At 62.5% G+C, this 15,622-nt stretch carries 12 protein-coding genes; 1 reads left to right on the forward strand and 11 read right to left on the reverse strand.

Going from position 1 to position 15,622, the window contains the following annotated elements:
- Positions 1-76 precede the first annotated feature (76 nt).
- From G1C97_RS02700 to G1C97_RS02750, 11 genes are all read right to left on the reverse strand, one after another.
- Complete coding sequence (locus tag G1C97_RS02700) at positions 77-1,198, reverse strand: hypothetical protein (RefSeq protein WP_169240417.1); 1,122 nt, start codon at positions 1,196-1,198, stop codon at positions 77-79.
- Positions 1,199-1,595: 397 nt separating this feature from the next.
- Complete coding sequence (locus G1C97_RS02705) at positions 1,596-3,008, reverse strand: hypothetical protein (RefSeq protein WP_169240418.1); 1,413 nt, start codon at positions 3,006-3,008, stop codon at positions 1,596-1,598.
- Between the two features lie 208 nt (positions 3,009-3,216).
- Entirely contained in the window at positions 3,217-3,531 is a 315-nt protein-coding gene (locus tag G1C97_RS02710; RefSeq protein WP_169240419.1) for a hypothetical protein, read from the reverse strand.
- Positions 3,488-4,720 carry a hypothetical protein gene (locus G1C97_RS02715; RefSeq protein ID WP_169240420.1) on the reverse strand — a complete coding sequence of 411 codons (1,233 nt, stop codon included), beginning with the start codon at positions 4,718-4,720 and terminating at the stop codon, positions 3,488-3,490. The genes G1C97_RS02710 and G1C97_RS02715 overlap by 44 nt, the downstream gene beginning before the upstream one ends.
- A 366-nt stretch (positions 4,721-5,086) precedes the next feature.
- Positions 5,087-5,674: a hypothetical protein gene (locus G1C97_RS02720; RefSeq protein ID WP_169240421.1), complete on the reverse strand. Its 588-nt coding sequence runs from the start codon at positions 5,672-5,674 to the stop codon at positions 5,087-5,089.
- 261 nt (positions 5,675-5,935) lie between these two features.
- The gene (locus G1C97_RS02725) at positions 5,936-6,412 is read right to left on the reverse strand and encodes a hypothetical protein (RefSeq protein ID WP_169240422.1); all 477 of its coding nucleotides are present in this window, start codon (positions 6,410-6,412) and stop codon (positions 5,936-5,938) included.
- 280 nt (positions 6,413-6,692) lie between these two features.
- Positions 6,693-7,361, reverse strand: coding sequence for a COG1361 family protein (locus G1C97_RS02730; RefSeq protein WP_169240423.1), 669 nt, complete (start codon positions 7,359-7,361; stop codon positions 6,693-6,695).
- Between the two features lie 453 nt (positions 7,362-7,814).
- Entirely contained in the window at positions 7,815-8,909 is a 1,095-nt protein-coding gene (gene ychF, locus G1C97_RS02735) for a redox-regulated ATPase YchF (RefSeq protein WP_169240424.1), read from the reverse strand.
- A gap of 54 nt (positions 8,910-8,963) precedes the next feature.
- Positions 8,964-10,421, reverse strand: a complete 1,458-nt coding sequence (locus G1C97_RS02740) for an L-serine ammonia-lyase (RefSeq protein WP_169240425.1) — start codon at positions 10,419-10,421, stop codon at positions 8,964-8,966.
- A gap of 150 nt (positions 10,422-10,571) precedes the next feature.
- Entirely contained in the window at positions 10,572-11,390 is an 819-nt protein-coding gene (gene proC / locus G1C97_RS02745; protein ID WP_169240426.1) for a pyrroline-5-carboxylate reductase, read from the reverse strand.
- Positions 11,391-11,401: 11 nt separating this feature from the next.
- Positions 11,402-12,865, reverse strand: a complete 1,464-nt coding sequence (locus G1C97_RS02750) for an alpha/beta fold hydrolase (protein WP_169240427.1) — start codon at positions 12,863-12,865, stop codon at positions 11,402-11,404.
- Between the two features lie 136 nt (positions 12,866-13,001).
- On the opposite strand from G1C97_RS02750, the gene G1C97_RS02755 reads away from it, so the two are divergent.
- Positions 13,002-15,521: a sensor histidine kinase gene (locus G1C97_RS02755; RefSeq protein WP_169240428.1), complete on the forward strand. Its 2,520-nt coding sequence runs from the start codon at positions 13,002-13,004 to the stop codon at positions 15,519-15,521.
- Positions 15,522-15,622: the final 101 nt, after the last annotated feature.

Consider the following 15,622-nt stretch of genomic DNA (forward strand, 5'->3'; position numbering starts at 1 on the left):
CTCCCCGCATTGTTCCTTGCCGTGGGCGCCTCCGTTGCGCCGTGGCGTGTGGGTCCTGTCCGATGGTCCTGCTCGGCTATGGCCGGATGGTGTTCCCGCTTGGGTGGGCCACTTGGTCGGTCTCGTGGAGGAACCGTCTGATGTTGGCGAGGCTGTTGTTCGTCTCCGCGAGGAGCGTGAGCAGGTCACTGATGGTGGTCTCGTCGTAGTAGCCGCTGGCGATGAGCCGGGTCGGGTGGATGAGCTCGTTGTCCATGCCGGTGAGCGTGTAGTCGGTCCGTCCGACCCGCTCCGTGAGCTCGTCCACGTCGATGCCTGTGCCGGGCCCGGCTTCCCGCGCCACGTCGAGGACCGACATGTATTCGAGGAGAGGTTCGTCACCGGTCTCATGAACGGGGACCGTATCGCCCCGGCGTTCGTCGAGGAGCCGGCGGGCGACGCGGACAGCTCCCGCCGCCTGGTCGGTGGATTCGGGTTCCGTGATGACGCCGCGCAGGAGCGGGTTGCCGGTGATGATGGCCGCGAGCATCCTGCGCTTCGCGGCGGGGAGCTCCACGGGTCCGGCGAGCGCGCGGAGGAACGCGCTTCTCCGTTCCTCGTCGCCGACGTTCGCCTCGTCCGGCGTGATGTCGTCGTCGGCTCCTGTGTAGCGGTCGTTCGCCTGCGCGTCACGCTCGTTCATGCGTCTCACCTCGGCGAGGAGCGATGCGAGGCGTTCCGGGACGGGCTGTTCCCCGGTGGCGGGGAGGATGGCGCGGGCGAGCGATTCGCCCTGACGACGGTGATGTGCCATCCAGTCCATGGCGCTGGCCCCGGCTCCGGATGAGAGAGAGACGAGGTCGATGATGCGCAGGTACCCGCCGGTGGCCTCCCCCGCCACGTTCAGCTGCGCGAGGCTGCGCATGTCGGTGATGAAGCCTCCCGCCTCACCGGCGTCCGCGTGGTCCGCCGCCGAGCGGAGCAGGTCGATGACCCGCCCGTCCCGCTCCGCTTCCCCTTCGTAGCGGATTCCGGTCTCACGCCCCACTGCTGGCCTGTCCGGCTCCGGCCCCTCCATGTGTTCCTCGAACCGGTGCGCGTCCATGCGCAGCGAGGTCTGCACGGGGTCAATACGGCCATCGAAGTGGATGTGCCCCGCCTTCAGGTCGTTCGAGGCGAGCACCTCCCCGCCCATACCATTCGCGTACCTGCCAGCCATCACTCAGCCTCCGTTCCCACGGCGAGCGCCCCGATGCAACGGCGAGGGGCCCGCGTTGATCCGGGGATCATACCACCCCTCGGGACCCGCACATGCCCGGGCGCACAGGGCCGGAGCCCGCGGCCACAACGCCAAGCACGAACGGCAAGGCAAGGCGAGGAGGACAGGCACACGGAGAAGAAGGGCAAGAAGAATAGAAGACAAGGAGAAGGAGGCAAGAAGAAGCGCGGGTGGTCCGGGTTGTTCTGATATCCCGGACCACCCGCGTTGGTCTTCGTTCGTAGTTCCTTCTCCTTCCGTCCTCCCCTCCGTTGATCTTCCTCCTCCTGTTGGGCGTCCCGGCGGTTCGCCGCCGTCCGGGTGTCCGTGACCGTTCGCCGCGTGTGGTGCTGGCCTGTCAGGCTTGTTGCGTCAGGCTGGTTCGTGGCTGTGGTTCGCGTGTGTATGGGTTGGGGTCGTACCCCTGGCTTCGCCGCCCCTCCGTGCGTCGGAGGATGGCGGCGAGGATGGCGGCGAGCGCCTGCCACTTCGGGTCGTCGGCGTCTCCGGTGGCCTCCTGGATGAGGGCGTTCGCGTCGGTGTTGAACGCGGCGTTCGTGTACTCGGGCGAGGCGTACCGGAGGTTCGTGGGGTCGCGGAGGATGTTCGCGGCGTACCGGAGCGCGGCTTCGCGACCGGTGACGGTGGCCCCGCCCGTGGTGATGGCGCTGATGCCGTAGGCGCGGTAGTCGGCGAGCCCCGGGGCCATCGGCGTGGTGCCGGAGATGATGTTGACCCTACGCGCGGGGAGGAGCGTGGGCGTGGTCACGGCCGCCTCGGCGCCCCACCTTGCGTGGTACGTGTCGTTGACGATGCTTGATGGGAGGCTACCGTGCCGGTGGTACTTGAACCGTTCGTGGGCGTCGATGACCCCGTTCCAGTCATCACGGCCCATGGCTGCGCGCCAGTCCCTGATGGCGTTCGCGGTCTGCCCGTCCAGACCGGCGGGCATCGCCTCGTCCGCTTCATCCTGCCGGTCGGGATCCGTGGCGGCGAGGTATGGTTCCGGCCAGGTGGTCGGGTACGTGTCGCGTAGCCCGTGGAGCCGCTCCACCGCTTCGGCTTGGACTCGCCGGTTGAACGCCGCCACGTCATCGTCGCTTGGCGTCGTGGCCCAACTGTCCTCACCGCCTCGGAGCGCGGCGACGAGCGCTTCCCCGGCCTCGCGCGTCACCGATGGTTCGGCGATCAGCATGGGGCGGGCGCCGATGAGCATGCGGGGGTCATCGTCGTTCGGGTCGCCGACGATGAGGCTCCACAACGTCCACTCGCCCATGCGCTCACCGGTCATGTGGAGCGCGTCCCGCAGGTCCTCCTCGATGAGCTCCACCGGGACGTCCGTGTCGAGGTGGAACGCGCGGGCCGCCGCCCTGACGCGCATGCCCCTATCCGAATCGGCGATGCCGGTGAGGGCGGCCGGAATGAGGTCCGGGTCGCGTCGAGCCCCCTCAACGAACATGTCCACGTACCCGCCAGACACCGCGGCACCGACCCCGATGGCGTCCCCCAGCTCGTACCAGTGCTTCGCGGCATCGATGCTGGTCGGCGAATCGATGATGCCGCGCGCGAGGTCACCCGGCAGGAACCGCACGGCATCCAGCCCGACGAGCTCCATATACATCGCAAGATTCACCCGCGACCGGAACCGGACCTTCAAGCCGCCACGCGGCGGCTCGCTCCCCTCAGCGAACAGACACATTCCACCATCAGCGCCACCCGTCCTGCCGATGCTCACCGCATCCACCGGCTCAAGGCAACCCATACCACTCATACCAATCCTCCAATCAACGACCCGACAGGCAACCATCACCGGCCACCCTGCATCACACCAGACATCTAACCGACGAGAAGAAGAAGGGACGGAACACGAACGCGGGTGGTCCGGGATGTTCGTCAATAATCCCGGACCACCCGCGTTGCTTATCGGCCCCTTCATGGGGCGCCCGCGTTGGCCCTTACACGCTTCGTTCCGCGGTCGGTCATTCCTCACCGGGGATGCGTGGCCCGTTCACCATGACGAGGAGGTTCCTGCCTCCGTCGAACGGGTCGTCGGCTGGTGCGTCTTGCGTGGCCTGGGCACCGGTCTCGTTGCGTTCGGCTTCGAAGCACTCGGGATGCTGGAGCCTCGTGAGGAGGGCTATCGCCATGGCCTCGTGGAAGCGCCGGTCGCGGGTCGGGTCCTCCTCGCCGAACCAGAGGTCGCTGGTTGACTCGTCGTACTCGTACCCGTCATGGAGCATGCACTTAATGTCACCGGTCGCGAGTTCGACGGTGACGTCGTAGTACTTCGGCAAGTCTTCCTTCTCCGCTTCCGTGAGGACCCTTACGGTCCTTGTCCCATTGCTCTCCATCATTCATCCACTCCTTCACTTGGTTGATGGTGTTCGACTGCGCCGGGCTGTAGTACAGGGAAGCGTCCCCGTACCTGTTGGTCCGGCCAGCGGGGTAGGCGGACTGCTTGCCCCGTATTAGTCCTCGTTGCGTATCTAACCGGATGTTATCCGCGTCCCCGCGCTTCTGCCGCGCCGTGTACTCGTCGTAATCGTCGTCTGATTCGACCATATCCACGGTCACGCGCGTCTCGCTGACGTTGTTCGCGCCTCGCCGCTTCAGCACGTGCCGCGTGAACAGGTCGAGGTAGTACTTGTCATGATTCGGGGAGTCGCCCTGGTACTTGTCGATGACGGCGACCATGAGCCTGCCGTCAGCGTAGGTCCCGCCGAGCGCGTGGTCGCTTGAATCGGCGACCAGCTTCCTCTTGTTCGGGTCCATGAGGATGCCGACAATACCCGGAACAGTCGGCACCGGGCGGCCCGGCGCGGGTTCGGGGATGTCCAGCGCGTAGCAGGCCTTCATCCACGTGGTGGCGTCGAGCGCCTGCTTCGCGGTGAGGCCGTCCACCGTGAGGAGCTTCGACTTCCCGTCCGGGTCGGCGCGCATCACCATGACGCTGTCCTGCAGGTAGTCGCGCCGCACCTTGTCCAGCTCGCCTCGAAGCTCAGTCATTCCATCCGGGCCGGGGTCGGGGACGGCATACACGCGGGAGCGCTCCAGCTTGCCGTCCCACATGCCCATCGTGTTCCGCACCGGCAACGCGCCTCCCACGCCCCGCATGGCCTCGTCGAACCCCGCGAACTTGCCGTAGAACGAAGCGTTCGAGTCATGCGTCCGGGCCGGGGTCGCGGTGACGAGCAACGTCCCCGGCTCCGGGCTCGACCAATCATCCGCGACGCTCCCCGCGCCACCGGACCCGCCCTTACGCAGGCCTCCCCTCGCCTCGTGCTCGTGGAGCTTCGCCTCGACGCCGGCGACGTACTCCTCGCACATCTCCCGGCCGCTGACGAACACGCCGTTCCCGTCCACGCGATCATAGAAGTGCGGGCCGTTGACCCTGTACCGGCACCGGCCCTCGCTCTTCGCGGTGCACACCTTCACCTCGCCATCATCATTCACGTGGTACTTCTTCAGGCTCCTACCGGCCATCCCGACCCCCAATCCATCAGAACCGGCGGCGACGACCATTCGAACAAGTGTTCTAACACCATCATACTGCAGGAACGGGCCCCGCGCCACCGGAACAACAAGGGGACGGCCCGGCGACCACGCGCCGGAACCGCCCCAACCATCACGGAGGGAATATCCCCCGCACCACGAGCACGACCAGCCACCACTAATCAGCAGGAGGAGAAGCACACGCAACAAGAAGACAAGCAGCGGAACGCAGGACCGGAACCAAGGAATCGGAAGGACAAGAACCGACGCGGGTGGTCCGGGTTATTCAGTGATTATCCCGGACCACCCGCGTTGCCCATCAGGCGCCTTCATAGGCCCCGCGTCACCCGTCGCCCTTCACCGGGCTTCGGCTGGGGCTTCCTCGGGCGGGTTCTCCCCGTCGTCGCGTCCGGCTTGGATGGGCGGGATGGTGCCGTCGTCGCTGATGGCGTTCACGCCGCTGAGCGTGATGAGGGCGGCCTCGTCGGGTTCGAGGCACCTGATGCGAAGGAGCACGCGGACGAACGCGGGCGCGTCGAGGTGGTCCTCCCTCAGGTCGAGGATTCCGCCGGCGAGCCGGTAGAGCGTGACGAGGTCGCTCATCGCATACCCGCCCGGCATGCTCGGCCGGACGAACCATTCGTTGCTCACGACGCCGGGCGTGAGCTTGCCTATCGCGCGTGCCACCTGACGGTTGTTCTCCGCGTCACGCGCCTTGACGAGGCACCTGCGGTACCGTTCCTTCGCCCCGTCCGGGAGCTTCGCCCCGGTGCGGAGGTACGCGCGCATCGAGGCGTTCACGAGACCCACGAGGAACGGCCTCAACTCCGCCGCCGTCCCGACCGCCCGCCTGCGCATCAGCGCGTTGAACGCCCCGAGCCTCGCGTCGGTTCCACGCCCGTCCCGCGGGCCCGCCGCGCGCGTGGCGTCGGTTCCATTGACCATGTCGCTGCCTCCCAGCACTGATGCCGGGAATGGTTCGCCCGGCGAATACCGGTAACGCCATATCCACAACAAGCCGGACAGACACACGCGGCACAGCGGACCAGACACGCACGGACACGAAGGGGAAGGAACACGAAGAAGAAGAAGAGGAACACGAACGCGGGTGGTCCGGGATGTTCTGATGATTATCCCGGACCACCCGCGCCGCTTCTTATGGTTGCCTCCTCGGGCCGGTTCCCCTGACCGGCGTTCATGCGCCCGTCAGGCCTTCGCTTCGTTCACGTCCTTCGCGTCGCCGGGCTCCCACTTGGGCAGGTTCATGGATTCGCGCGCCTCGTTCAGGTCGAACGGCAGGGCGGGCAGGACGCTGTGCTCGTACAGATCGGGGCGCGTGATGCGCAGGAGCAGGGTCACCGCCATGCCCTCGGCGAGGAGATGCTCGTCGCGGTTCGCCACGAGGTGGTCGCGGCACGCCTTCTTCCGGACGTTGTACACGCTCCCGTCGTGGAGGACCGTGACCGTGTTGCCGGTACGGACGTTCACCATCGCCTTGTACTCGTCCCGGCCCCAGCGCCGCTTCAGCTCCGGCGTGCTCGCAAGCACGACCCGGCGGTAGTCGGACGGCTCGTCCGGCAGCTCGGGTATCGGCTCGGGCTCCGGCATGATGCGGTCCACGAGCGCGTCGATCGCGTCCCTCTGGCCCGCCGTCTTCGGCTTCTTCCTCAACGCACCACCCATGTCATCGTCTCCCCTCCACGGGCCCGGCGTCGGGACGAACGCCCCGTGGAACCACCCAGCCCCAATCACCAACACACATATCCCACGCGCTCACGGAACCGCCAAGAAGAGAAGGAAGGAGGAAGGGGCGGCGCGGGTGGTCCTAGAAGAGGAGGAACACGGAGCAGGAACACGAACACGAACGCGGGTGGTCCGGGATAACCGTTGGAACATCCCGGACCACCCGCGTTGCTTCGTGTGCTGGTCCTGTATTCCCCTTGTTCGGGGGCTTGGGCTGGGGTCAGTTCACCCACTCCTGCTTGCCGACCTCCATGCCCAGCTTGGTCGGGTCCGGCGCGGTGTATCCGGGGCCGGAGTCGTGCTGGGCGCTGCTACGGACGATGACCGCGTACCTCTTCCACTGGAAGGAGTTGCCGCCGTTGTCCGTGACGGTCACGACCACCGGGTTCTTCTGCGCTTCGGCACCGTTGAACTCGTCGAAGGGCATGGTGATGAAGAACGTGATGTCCCCCGTCTCACCGGGCTTGAGGGTCGGGTCCGCAGCCTTCAGCGAGACCGCGTCCCCCCTCTCGGACGGCTGGTAGTCCCAGGCGACCTTCGCGTCCTCGCCCTTCGGCGTGGTGGCCTTCACGCTAAGCACCTTGCTGGCCTTCGCCGGCCCGTCGCCGGTGTTGCGCCACTGCATGTTCACGGAGATGGTCGCGGTGTCCTCGTCGCCCTTCGTGTCGTACGAGCCCTGGCCCAGCCAGAGCAGCTCCTGCTCGCCGGTCTGCTTCGAGGCGGGGCCATCCGCGTCGGTCTCGCCCTTGCCGGGCTTGACGGTCACGTTGGTCTGCGCCTCCTCCGACCCGGTGGTCTGGTCGCCGGTCGCGCCGCAGCCCGCGGCGAGCCAGATGACGCTCGCCATGACGGCTGCTATGGCGAGGGCCCTTCCCATGGTGTTCCTCATGATGCTTCTCCTTCCGGCGGGGGCGGTCGGCGTCGGTCGCCGCACTTCTCCCCCTCACACGCCTACTATCTAACGGGCATGCGCGGCCCGTCCCGTCCGCCCCGGACCCGTACCGCGCCTAGTACCGCTTGGTACAGGCGCGCCACGGCGGTACGGCGGCCCGCGAGCGCCACCACGGCATGGACGCCGGACCGCCCCCTCGCCCCGCCTTCGTACCACGTGAATCCCAGTCATTCCAAGGGTTCGGCGGGTATGGGAACGCCCCGCGGGCGTGTGCCGCGCGGGGCGTTCGAGCGTCTGTACCAATCCGGTACGGCTGTACCATACCGTGGTACTATCGACCTATTACCAATGTGTTAGTACCGAATGATTCGGTTGCGAAGTCGATTGGAGGTGGGCCGCCGAGGAGCCGGAATCCCAAGCGGGAGTAGGGCTGAGGGGCGATGGCCGGAGTTACTTCGAGACGTTGAACTTGAACTCGACGATATCGCCGTCCTGCATAACGTAGTCGCGGCCTTCCTGGCGGAGCTTGCCCTCCTCCTTGATCTTGGCCATGGAACCTTCGGCAGCGACAAAGTCATCGTAGGAGACGATGTCGGCCTTGATGAAGCCCTTCTCGAAGTCGGTGTGGATCACGCCGGCGGCCTGGGGAGCGGTCCAACCCTTGTGGATCTGCCACGCGCGCACTTCCTTGACGCCTGCGGTCAGGAAGGTCTGAAGGCCGAGAATGTCAAAGCCCACGCGAGCCAGCTGGTCGAGACCAGATTCGGACAAACCAGCGTCCGCCAGCATCTCGCGGGCATCAGCCTCATCAAGCTCGGTCAGATCAGCCTCGAACTGGGCGTTCAGGAACACGGCAGGAGCAGGAGCCACGGATGCGGCAAGCTTCTTCTTGAGCTCGTCGTTGGCCAGCTCGTTGTCGTCCACGTTGAACACGTAGATGAACGGCTTGGCGGTCATCAGGTGCAGGTCGTAGACGGAATCCTTGTCGAATCGGCCTTCGCGAGCAGCCTTGTCCAGGGTCTCGCCGGCTTCGAGAATCGTCTTGGCCTGCTTGACGGCTTCCATATATGCCGGCTCGATCTTCTTGCCGCGAAGATCCTTCTCCAGCTTCGGCAGCGCGTTCTCGATGGTCTGCAGATCGGCAAGAATCAGCTCGGTGTTGATGGTGTCGATATCGTCGGCCGGGTCGACCTTGCCGTTGACGTGCACGATATCGTCATCCTCGAATGCGCGCACGACCTCGCAGATGGCGTCCGCCTCACGAATGTTGGCGAGGAACTTGTTGCCCAAGCCTTCACCCTCGGATGCGCCCTTGACGATGCCGGCGATGTCCACGAAGGTCACCGTAGCCGGCACGATCTTCTCGGTGTTGACCAACTTGGCCAACACGGGCAGTCGATCATCCGGCAGCGGCACAATACCGGTGTTCGGCTCGATGGTGGCGAACGGATAGTTCTCGGCCAGCACATTGTTGCGGGTCAATGCATTAAACATGGTGGACTTGCCGACATTGGGCAGTCCGACGATTCCGATTGTTAAAGACATGACTTCCAGTCTAAAGGTCAGCTGGACGTTATGAGACACTCAACTACAGAATATTCAGCATTCCACAACGTTGACGGCCAGGCCTCCTTTGGAGGTCTCTTTGTATTTGGCCATCATATCTTCTCCGGTCTGTTTCATCGTTGCGATGGCCTGGTCCAGCGTGACGATATGAGAACCGTCGCCGAGCATGGCCATGCGTACGGCGTTGATCGCAGTGTTCGCAGCCATGGCATTACGCTCAATGCAGGGAATCTGCACCAATCCGCCCACAGGATCGCAGGTCAGGCCCAGATTATGCTCTATGCCGATTTCCGCGGCATTCTCAACCTGCTCAGGAGTTCCGCCCAATACCGCAGCCAAGCCAGCAGCAGCCATGGAGCAGGCCGATCCCACTTCGCCTTGGCATCCCACTTCGGCACCGGATATCGAAGCGTTGCGCTTGAACAGATATCCGATGGCTCCGGCCGTCAACAGGAATCGGATCACGCCTTCCTCATCAGCGGCATGCACGAAATGCCAGTAATACAGCAGCACCGCCGGAATGATGCCCGCAGAACCGTTGGTAGGTGCGGTAACGATGCGTCCGCCGCCGGCGTTCTCTTCGGAGACTGCGAGCGCAAATAGGTTCACCCATGCCGAATCCGATTCCTCCAGTGCTTCGTCGAGGCGGCGCGCACGGTTGAGGACATCGCCGTTGCCTGACAATCTTCGATACATTTTTGGCGCGCGTCGGGGCACGTCCAATCCACCCGGCAGTGTGGCTTCGTCGCTTGTGCAACCATGATGCACGCATTCGCGCATGACTTTCCAGATATTCAGCAGATCGTCTCGCACCGCCTGTTGCGGACGCAATGCCGTTTCGTTGGCCCACACCACTTCGGCAATGCTCAGACCATGTGTTTTGCAGATGTCCATAAGTTCACGACATGAGCCGAAATCATACGGGGCTTGTGGACCAAAATCCGTAGCAGCCGACTCGTCGGCGTCCGCGAAGGACTCCCCCGCTGCCGGTTTGTCGTGAACACCAATCATATGATCGTCGGGATGTCCCTGCCGTATGAATCCGCCGCCGATGGAATACCACACTTGTTCGTCAACCAAGCTGCCTGCCGCATCGAACGCTTGGAATCGCATGCCGTTGGGATGGGCCGCCAGACGCTGCCAAAGCTCGAAGACCACGTCATGCTCGTAGTCGAAACGAATGGCATGCCCGCCCGCTAAGGTGAGAGTGCCGTTGCGCTCGCATTCCTGCTTGATGGTCATGACATGTTTCGTATCGACCGTGGCGGGCAGGTTGCCCTCCAGTCCGGCCACGGCCGCGCGGTCGGTGCCATGTCCGATGCCGGTCAGCGCCAGAGAACCATACAGTACGATACGCACGCGCCGTACGGCAGACAGTCTGCCCGTCTGTCCCAGCGACGTCACGAACGCCTGTGCGGCTCGCATGGGCCCGACGGTATGCGAGGAGCTTGGTCCCACTCCAACTTTGAACATGTCGATAATGCTGAACATGGTAGGTTGCCCGCCCCTTCCTACTGATTGCTAACTAATCGCTAACGTTATGCTGACGACCTTGCCGGTCCTGTCGGAAACCGGCCGACCGACGCAAATCAGCCATACCAACTTCTGCAGCTTTATGGCCCGTATTCGATTCGCCGGCTGTCACCCGACGATGGCGTCCACGCCGTCGATGACGGTTCCGCGGAATCCATCCTTCTCCAGCTGAGCGACGCCCTTGATGGTGGTGCCGCCAGGCGAGCAGACCGCATCCTTCATGGCACCGGGATGCATGCCCGTGGCCATGTAGAGAGCACCTACGCCTTCAACCATTTTTGCGGCCAGACGATAGGCGGTGGCACGTTGCAGCCCGTATTTGACACCGGCGTCGCCCAATGCCTCGATGTACATGTCGGTGAACGCGGGCGCGCAGCCGGCCACCACCATGGCGATGTTCATATGTGCGCTGTCCACGCGCTCGATGAGGCTGATCGGCCCGAACAGACGTTCAAAGGTCGCCGTCTCCTCATCAGTCAGCGTGCTCACGGATTCGGTGACCAGCACGCCCTTGCCCACTGCCATCGGCGTATTAGGAATAGTGCATTGGATATGAATGTCCAAAGAGTCGACGGATACGCCGTCTTCGGTGGTGAACAGGTCCTGATATTTCTTGAGATCCCAGCCGGCCGCGATGGAGACGACTAATTTACCGGGCTTGGCAAGTTCGTCTGCAAGCGGTGCGATTACGGACTCAATCTGGTACGGCTTAATGGCAATGACAATGACATCCGCAGCCGTCACGACCTCCAGCGGATTATGCAGGGGGCGTACACCCAATGCAGCCGTGTTCTTCTGCAACTTGTCGAAGTGGGCGGCGCAGGCCACCATCTGTCCGCCGTTCATCACGCCGGCATCGACCAGCCCTTGTGCGATGGCCTGAGCCATGTTGCCGTATCCGATGAATCCAATGGTGAGATTGTTCATGGCAATTCCTTTCAGAACAGTTCCTCAAGGTCCCCGCGATTGAGAGCCTCGTCCCAAAGATGCTTGAACACCAGTGAGCCATGCAGCCCGTCATGCTCGAATTCATTCGTGGTCCAGTAGTGGCTGTTACCCACACGGCTCAAGGTATCGAGTTGCATGCCGGAATCCACATACATGTCGTCGAAGTAGACGGCGGCCTGCAACGGCACCTCGTTCATGGCCAGCTGCTCGACGTCGTATATGCGGCCGAAGCTTGTCTCTTCCATGAGCACATCCATTGCCGGCTTGAACGGGCGCAACGCCGCCTCCTGCTCGAACATCCACGGGAACATGGCCTCGCCGGTGAAGTTCATCGGACGCACTTCAGCCCCGAATTCGGGGTGGGTGTCGCGTACACGTTGCGCCGCCCACCGGATCGGCTCACTCATCTCGCCGTCGGCATAGATGAACTCCTGCAATGGCCAATACAGCGGGCGAGACGAAGTGGCGTTCATCACCTTGGTGAGGAACTCATCGGAGAACGGCGAATCAGGGGAAGCGGAGCCGTCACCATTCAGGAAGGCGTCATCGAGAATCCAATGGACACGCTCAAAACTCGGTTTCATGCCAAAATCGGAGCCGAGGCATTGGAACCGTTCGATGGTAAGAGGGTCCCCATTCGGCAGTAGCGGGAAACCGTGCGCTTTCATACCGGCGATAATGCCCAGTCGATGCTCGATATCACTGCCCGCCACCGAGTTCAGGACCGAATCGGTGAGGGTGCCGACAAACTGCGACACTTCAGCCGCGGTAGGCAGCTGGTCGGCGATCGCCGCCACCCGTTCCTCATCCTGCGGGTAGCGCTCATAAAACTGTGCCGTCTTGCGCGCCATACGCGGGAACGTATGCTCGTACACCTCAGCGGCATCGGCCGGAACATGAGGAATACCACCGGTGGTGAAGCTGGCGATCACACCCGACGGGAAGAGGGACAGGTACGTCAGCGTGAGGAAGCCACCATAGCTTTGCCCCATCGTCACCCACCGCCTGCCATCGAATTCGGTGAGTCTGAGATGCTCGAAGTCGCGTACGATCGAATCAGCGAGGAACTTCTTCAGGAAATCGGCCTGACCGCGCGCGTCCACGCCGGCGGCAACCAGACGAGCCATCGTATGCGTATCCACGCGCGAAGAACGGCCCGTGCCACGTTGATCGGGCAGAATCACACGGAAATGCTTCGTGGCCTCCTCGATCCAACCGTCGGAGGTAGGACTGTTCAGACGTGGACCGGCACCTCCGGGACCTCCCTGCAGAAACACGAGAAGCGGCAGATCGTCATGTACGTGCTCCGGCGTAGTGACTACACGGTAGAACAGTTTGACGGATTCGCCGTCGAATGATTGTCCGGGTACATGGCCTTCCCAATCCAACGGCACATCGATGGAATGGTCCTCGATGGCGAGACCGGGCACGTAATATTTGCTCAGAAGTGTCATGGCTCAAGACTTTAGTCCACAAATCAGTCCTGAGAGTGACATCGCACGGCCAGAAAACGGATTAGCCTTGAGGTTTATGGGAATATCGGATTGTTGTACACGCATGAAACCGTGGATTCGCAGCGAAACGATCCGCATGGTGTTGTTCGATGCGCTGCTGGCTGTGCTGTTGATATCATTCAGCCCACTGATGGCCACAAGTACCGATCCTGCTACCAATCCCGGACTCCTGTTTCCTTCATCGCAGTTAGCGACTGCGCTGTGGAGTCTGCCGAACGCCCTCCCCCTGACCTTGCGTAGAGTTCGCCCGGAAATCGCAGCATGGCTGTTCGTTGGTCTTACCGTAGTGCATTTGTTTGTCGGCCCGGCGATCATCTATAGCGATTTCCTCGCGCTGGTCATGCTCTATTCCGTATTGGTATACGGTGACGCCCGCCACACTGTGCGGTTTGTCGTTACGTCGTTGACGATGAGTCTACTGGCTGGCGCGGTGTGGGGAGTGACGTTCAATATCGGGTCGTTGTTTGGTTCGGCGGCCGGATTCGACATAACCTGGACCGCTTGGCTTCCCACTGCCGCCACGTTGCCGGTCTGTCCGGGCGGGAACGGTATCGTACCGGATGCCGGTAATTGCGGAATGAAGATACTTGAGGACTCGCTGATTATGGCTGCGGCAATCGCGGCCAGCGCGATAAGCATCGTGGTGATGGCATTATGGCAACGTGCGCGACGTGCCACAATTGCCGCCATGAGGCAACGCAATGCCGCCATCGAGGCAAGAGACGTCGAAGAGGCACGCATCGCCGCGCTCGCCGAGCGGGCCCGCATCGCACGAGACATGCACGATGTGGTGGCCCACACATTGTCCACGATTATCGTGCAAGCAGATGGCGGCAGATACGCCGGCGCACAAAATGTTGATTTGGCGCGCAGCACGATGGGCACGATTCGTCATGAGGCGGTGCGTGCGCAGCATGACATGCAGCGCGTATTCTCGGTGTTCGGCACGCAGACAGACGCCACTGCCGATGGCAATGCGATCGCATATGACGATATCCCGTCATTATTGAACAGCACGACCAACGTTTCACGCACCATAACAGGCCACGTACAACCCGACAGATTATCGCCCCAGGCCAGCGAAGCGGTGTTCCGCCTAGTGCAGGAGGCTCTGACGAACGTTCGCAGATACGCCGGTACCGGGGCTCAGGTATCGATCATCGAGCATTGGTCGGATAGTGCGCTTTCCGTAACCGTCACGGATGATGGAATCGGAGCCAAATCAGCGTTGGATGGACATCGGCCAGGTTACGGTCTTATCGGTATGCGCGAGCGCATTACAGCTCTTGGCGGCACGGTTTCGGCCGGACCGCAGCATGAACGAGGATTCCAAGTATCGGCGTCGATTCCTCTGCTCTCAGCGCATGACCCAGCTCCCGCCGAAGTCTATGGCACACTTCCCCCACGCACAGACAATCTTCCGATTTCGGCCTCGCTTCCGAAGATCGACGAATCCCGCACTGTCGTTCCGAGCATCCTTCCTATTTGGACACGCGTACGGACACGTTTGACGGTTGCCTCGCGTCGTGTCGTTCGATGCTGCGTCACGCGCCTCCCGGCATTGTTTCGGTCAAAACACTTCGAACAGGGCGGTTCAGCACATCGATTCGATTGGATCGGCCGGCTCGCTCAATGGACCGAACGCCACTATCTATTGATGGATATGCTCACAGCCGCGGCATTGATGCTGCTGCTCAATTCGACTACCTATAACGATCTGCGTCTTCTGGCCGCCGACGGCATACATTGGATGTTGCCTGATCGGACGTTCACCACCGCGTTAACCATCGCGCTGCTTGCACCGCTGGCGTTCCGCCGTCGTTTTCCCGAGACAAGCGCCTTGTCGATGGCGGTCGTGTCGTTCATCCAGCTTTTGCTCCCCTCCTCCATCATGCCTGCCAATGGTCTGTTCGTGAACATGTTCGCCTTGGTATCCGTATATTCCGCCGTACTGTACGGCCGCGAGCGGGCATGGCGCTGGGTGTGCATGGCCATGGCAATCGATTCTTGGACGTTCGGCGTCAAAATGGCAGCTGGATGGAATGGGACCGACTTATGGCATATCGTGGCTCAATTGATTATCCCAGGACGAAATGCCCCAGCCGCATGGACCGTTATCCTCCACGGTCTGGTCCCGGCAGGCATGGTGATGGTAATCGGATTTGCGTGTATCGCCGCCGCCCGCTGGACCCGCTCACGCGGCGCGAACGCGCTGGTATTGCAACAACGAGAAGAGGCATTGCGTGCCGAGCAGGAACGCCAGAAAGTACTTGCGGCAAACCTAGAGCGCGAACGCATAGGAGCTGCCATACAGGCCGAAGTGATGACCACTTTGGAATCGGTGATCATGCAGACGGACGACGGATTAGCCATGTTAAACGCCTCCCCTACGCCCGAGAGCACACAGATCGCGAACTCGTTCGCGGCGATCGGCACGCGCGGACGTGCGGCGCTGGCCCATATGCGTGAACTGTTGAGAGTGCTGCGCGAGACCGGTTTCAGCGACGAACAGCACAAAGGCATGCAGCCGCAAATGCAACTGGCTCCCGCCACATCGTTGGACAGTCAAATGCATACGGCCAAGCGAAGTGCGTAACTAGCGACACGCTTCAATGCTTGACCTGTCCGCTGAATTTTTCAGGGACTATTCAGGGTATCGATGCGCCGAGCTCTATGGGAATAGGACATAGAGTAGAA

The organism is Bifidobacterium olomucense (assembly GCF_012932375.1).
Taxonomy (GTDB): Bacteria; Actinomycetota; Actinomycetes; order Actinomycetales; family Bifidobacteriaceae; genus Bifidobacterium; species Bifidobacterium olomucense.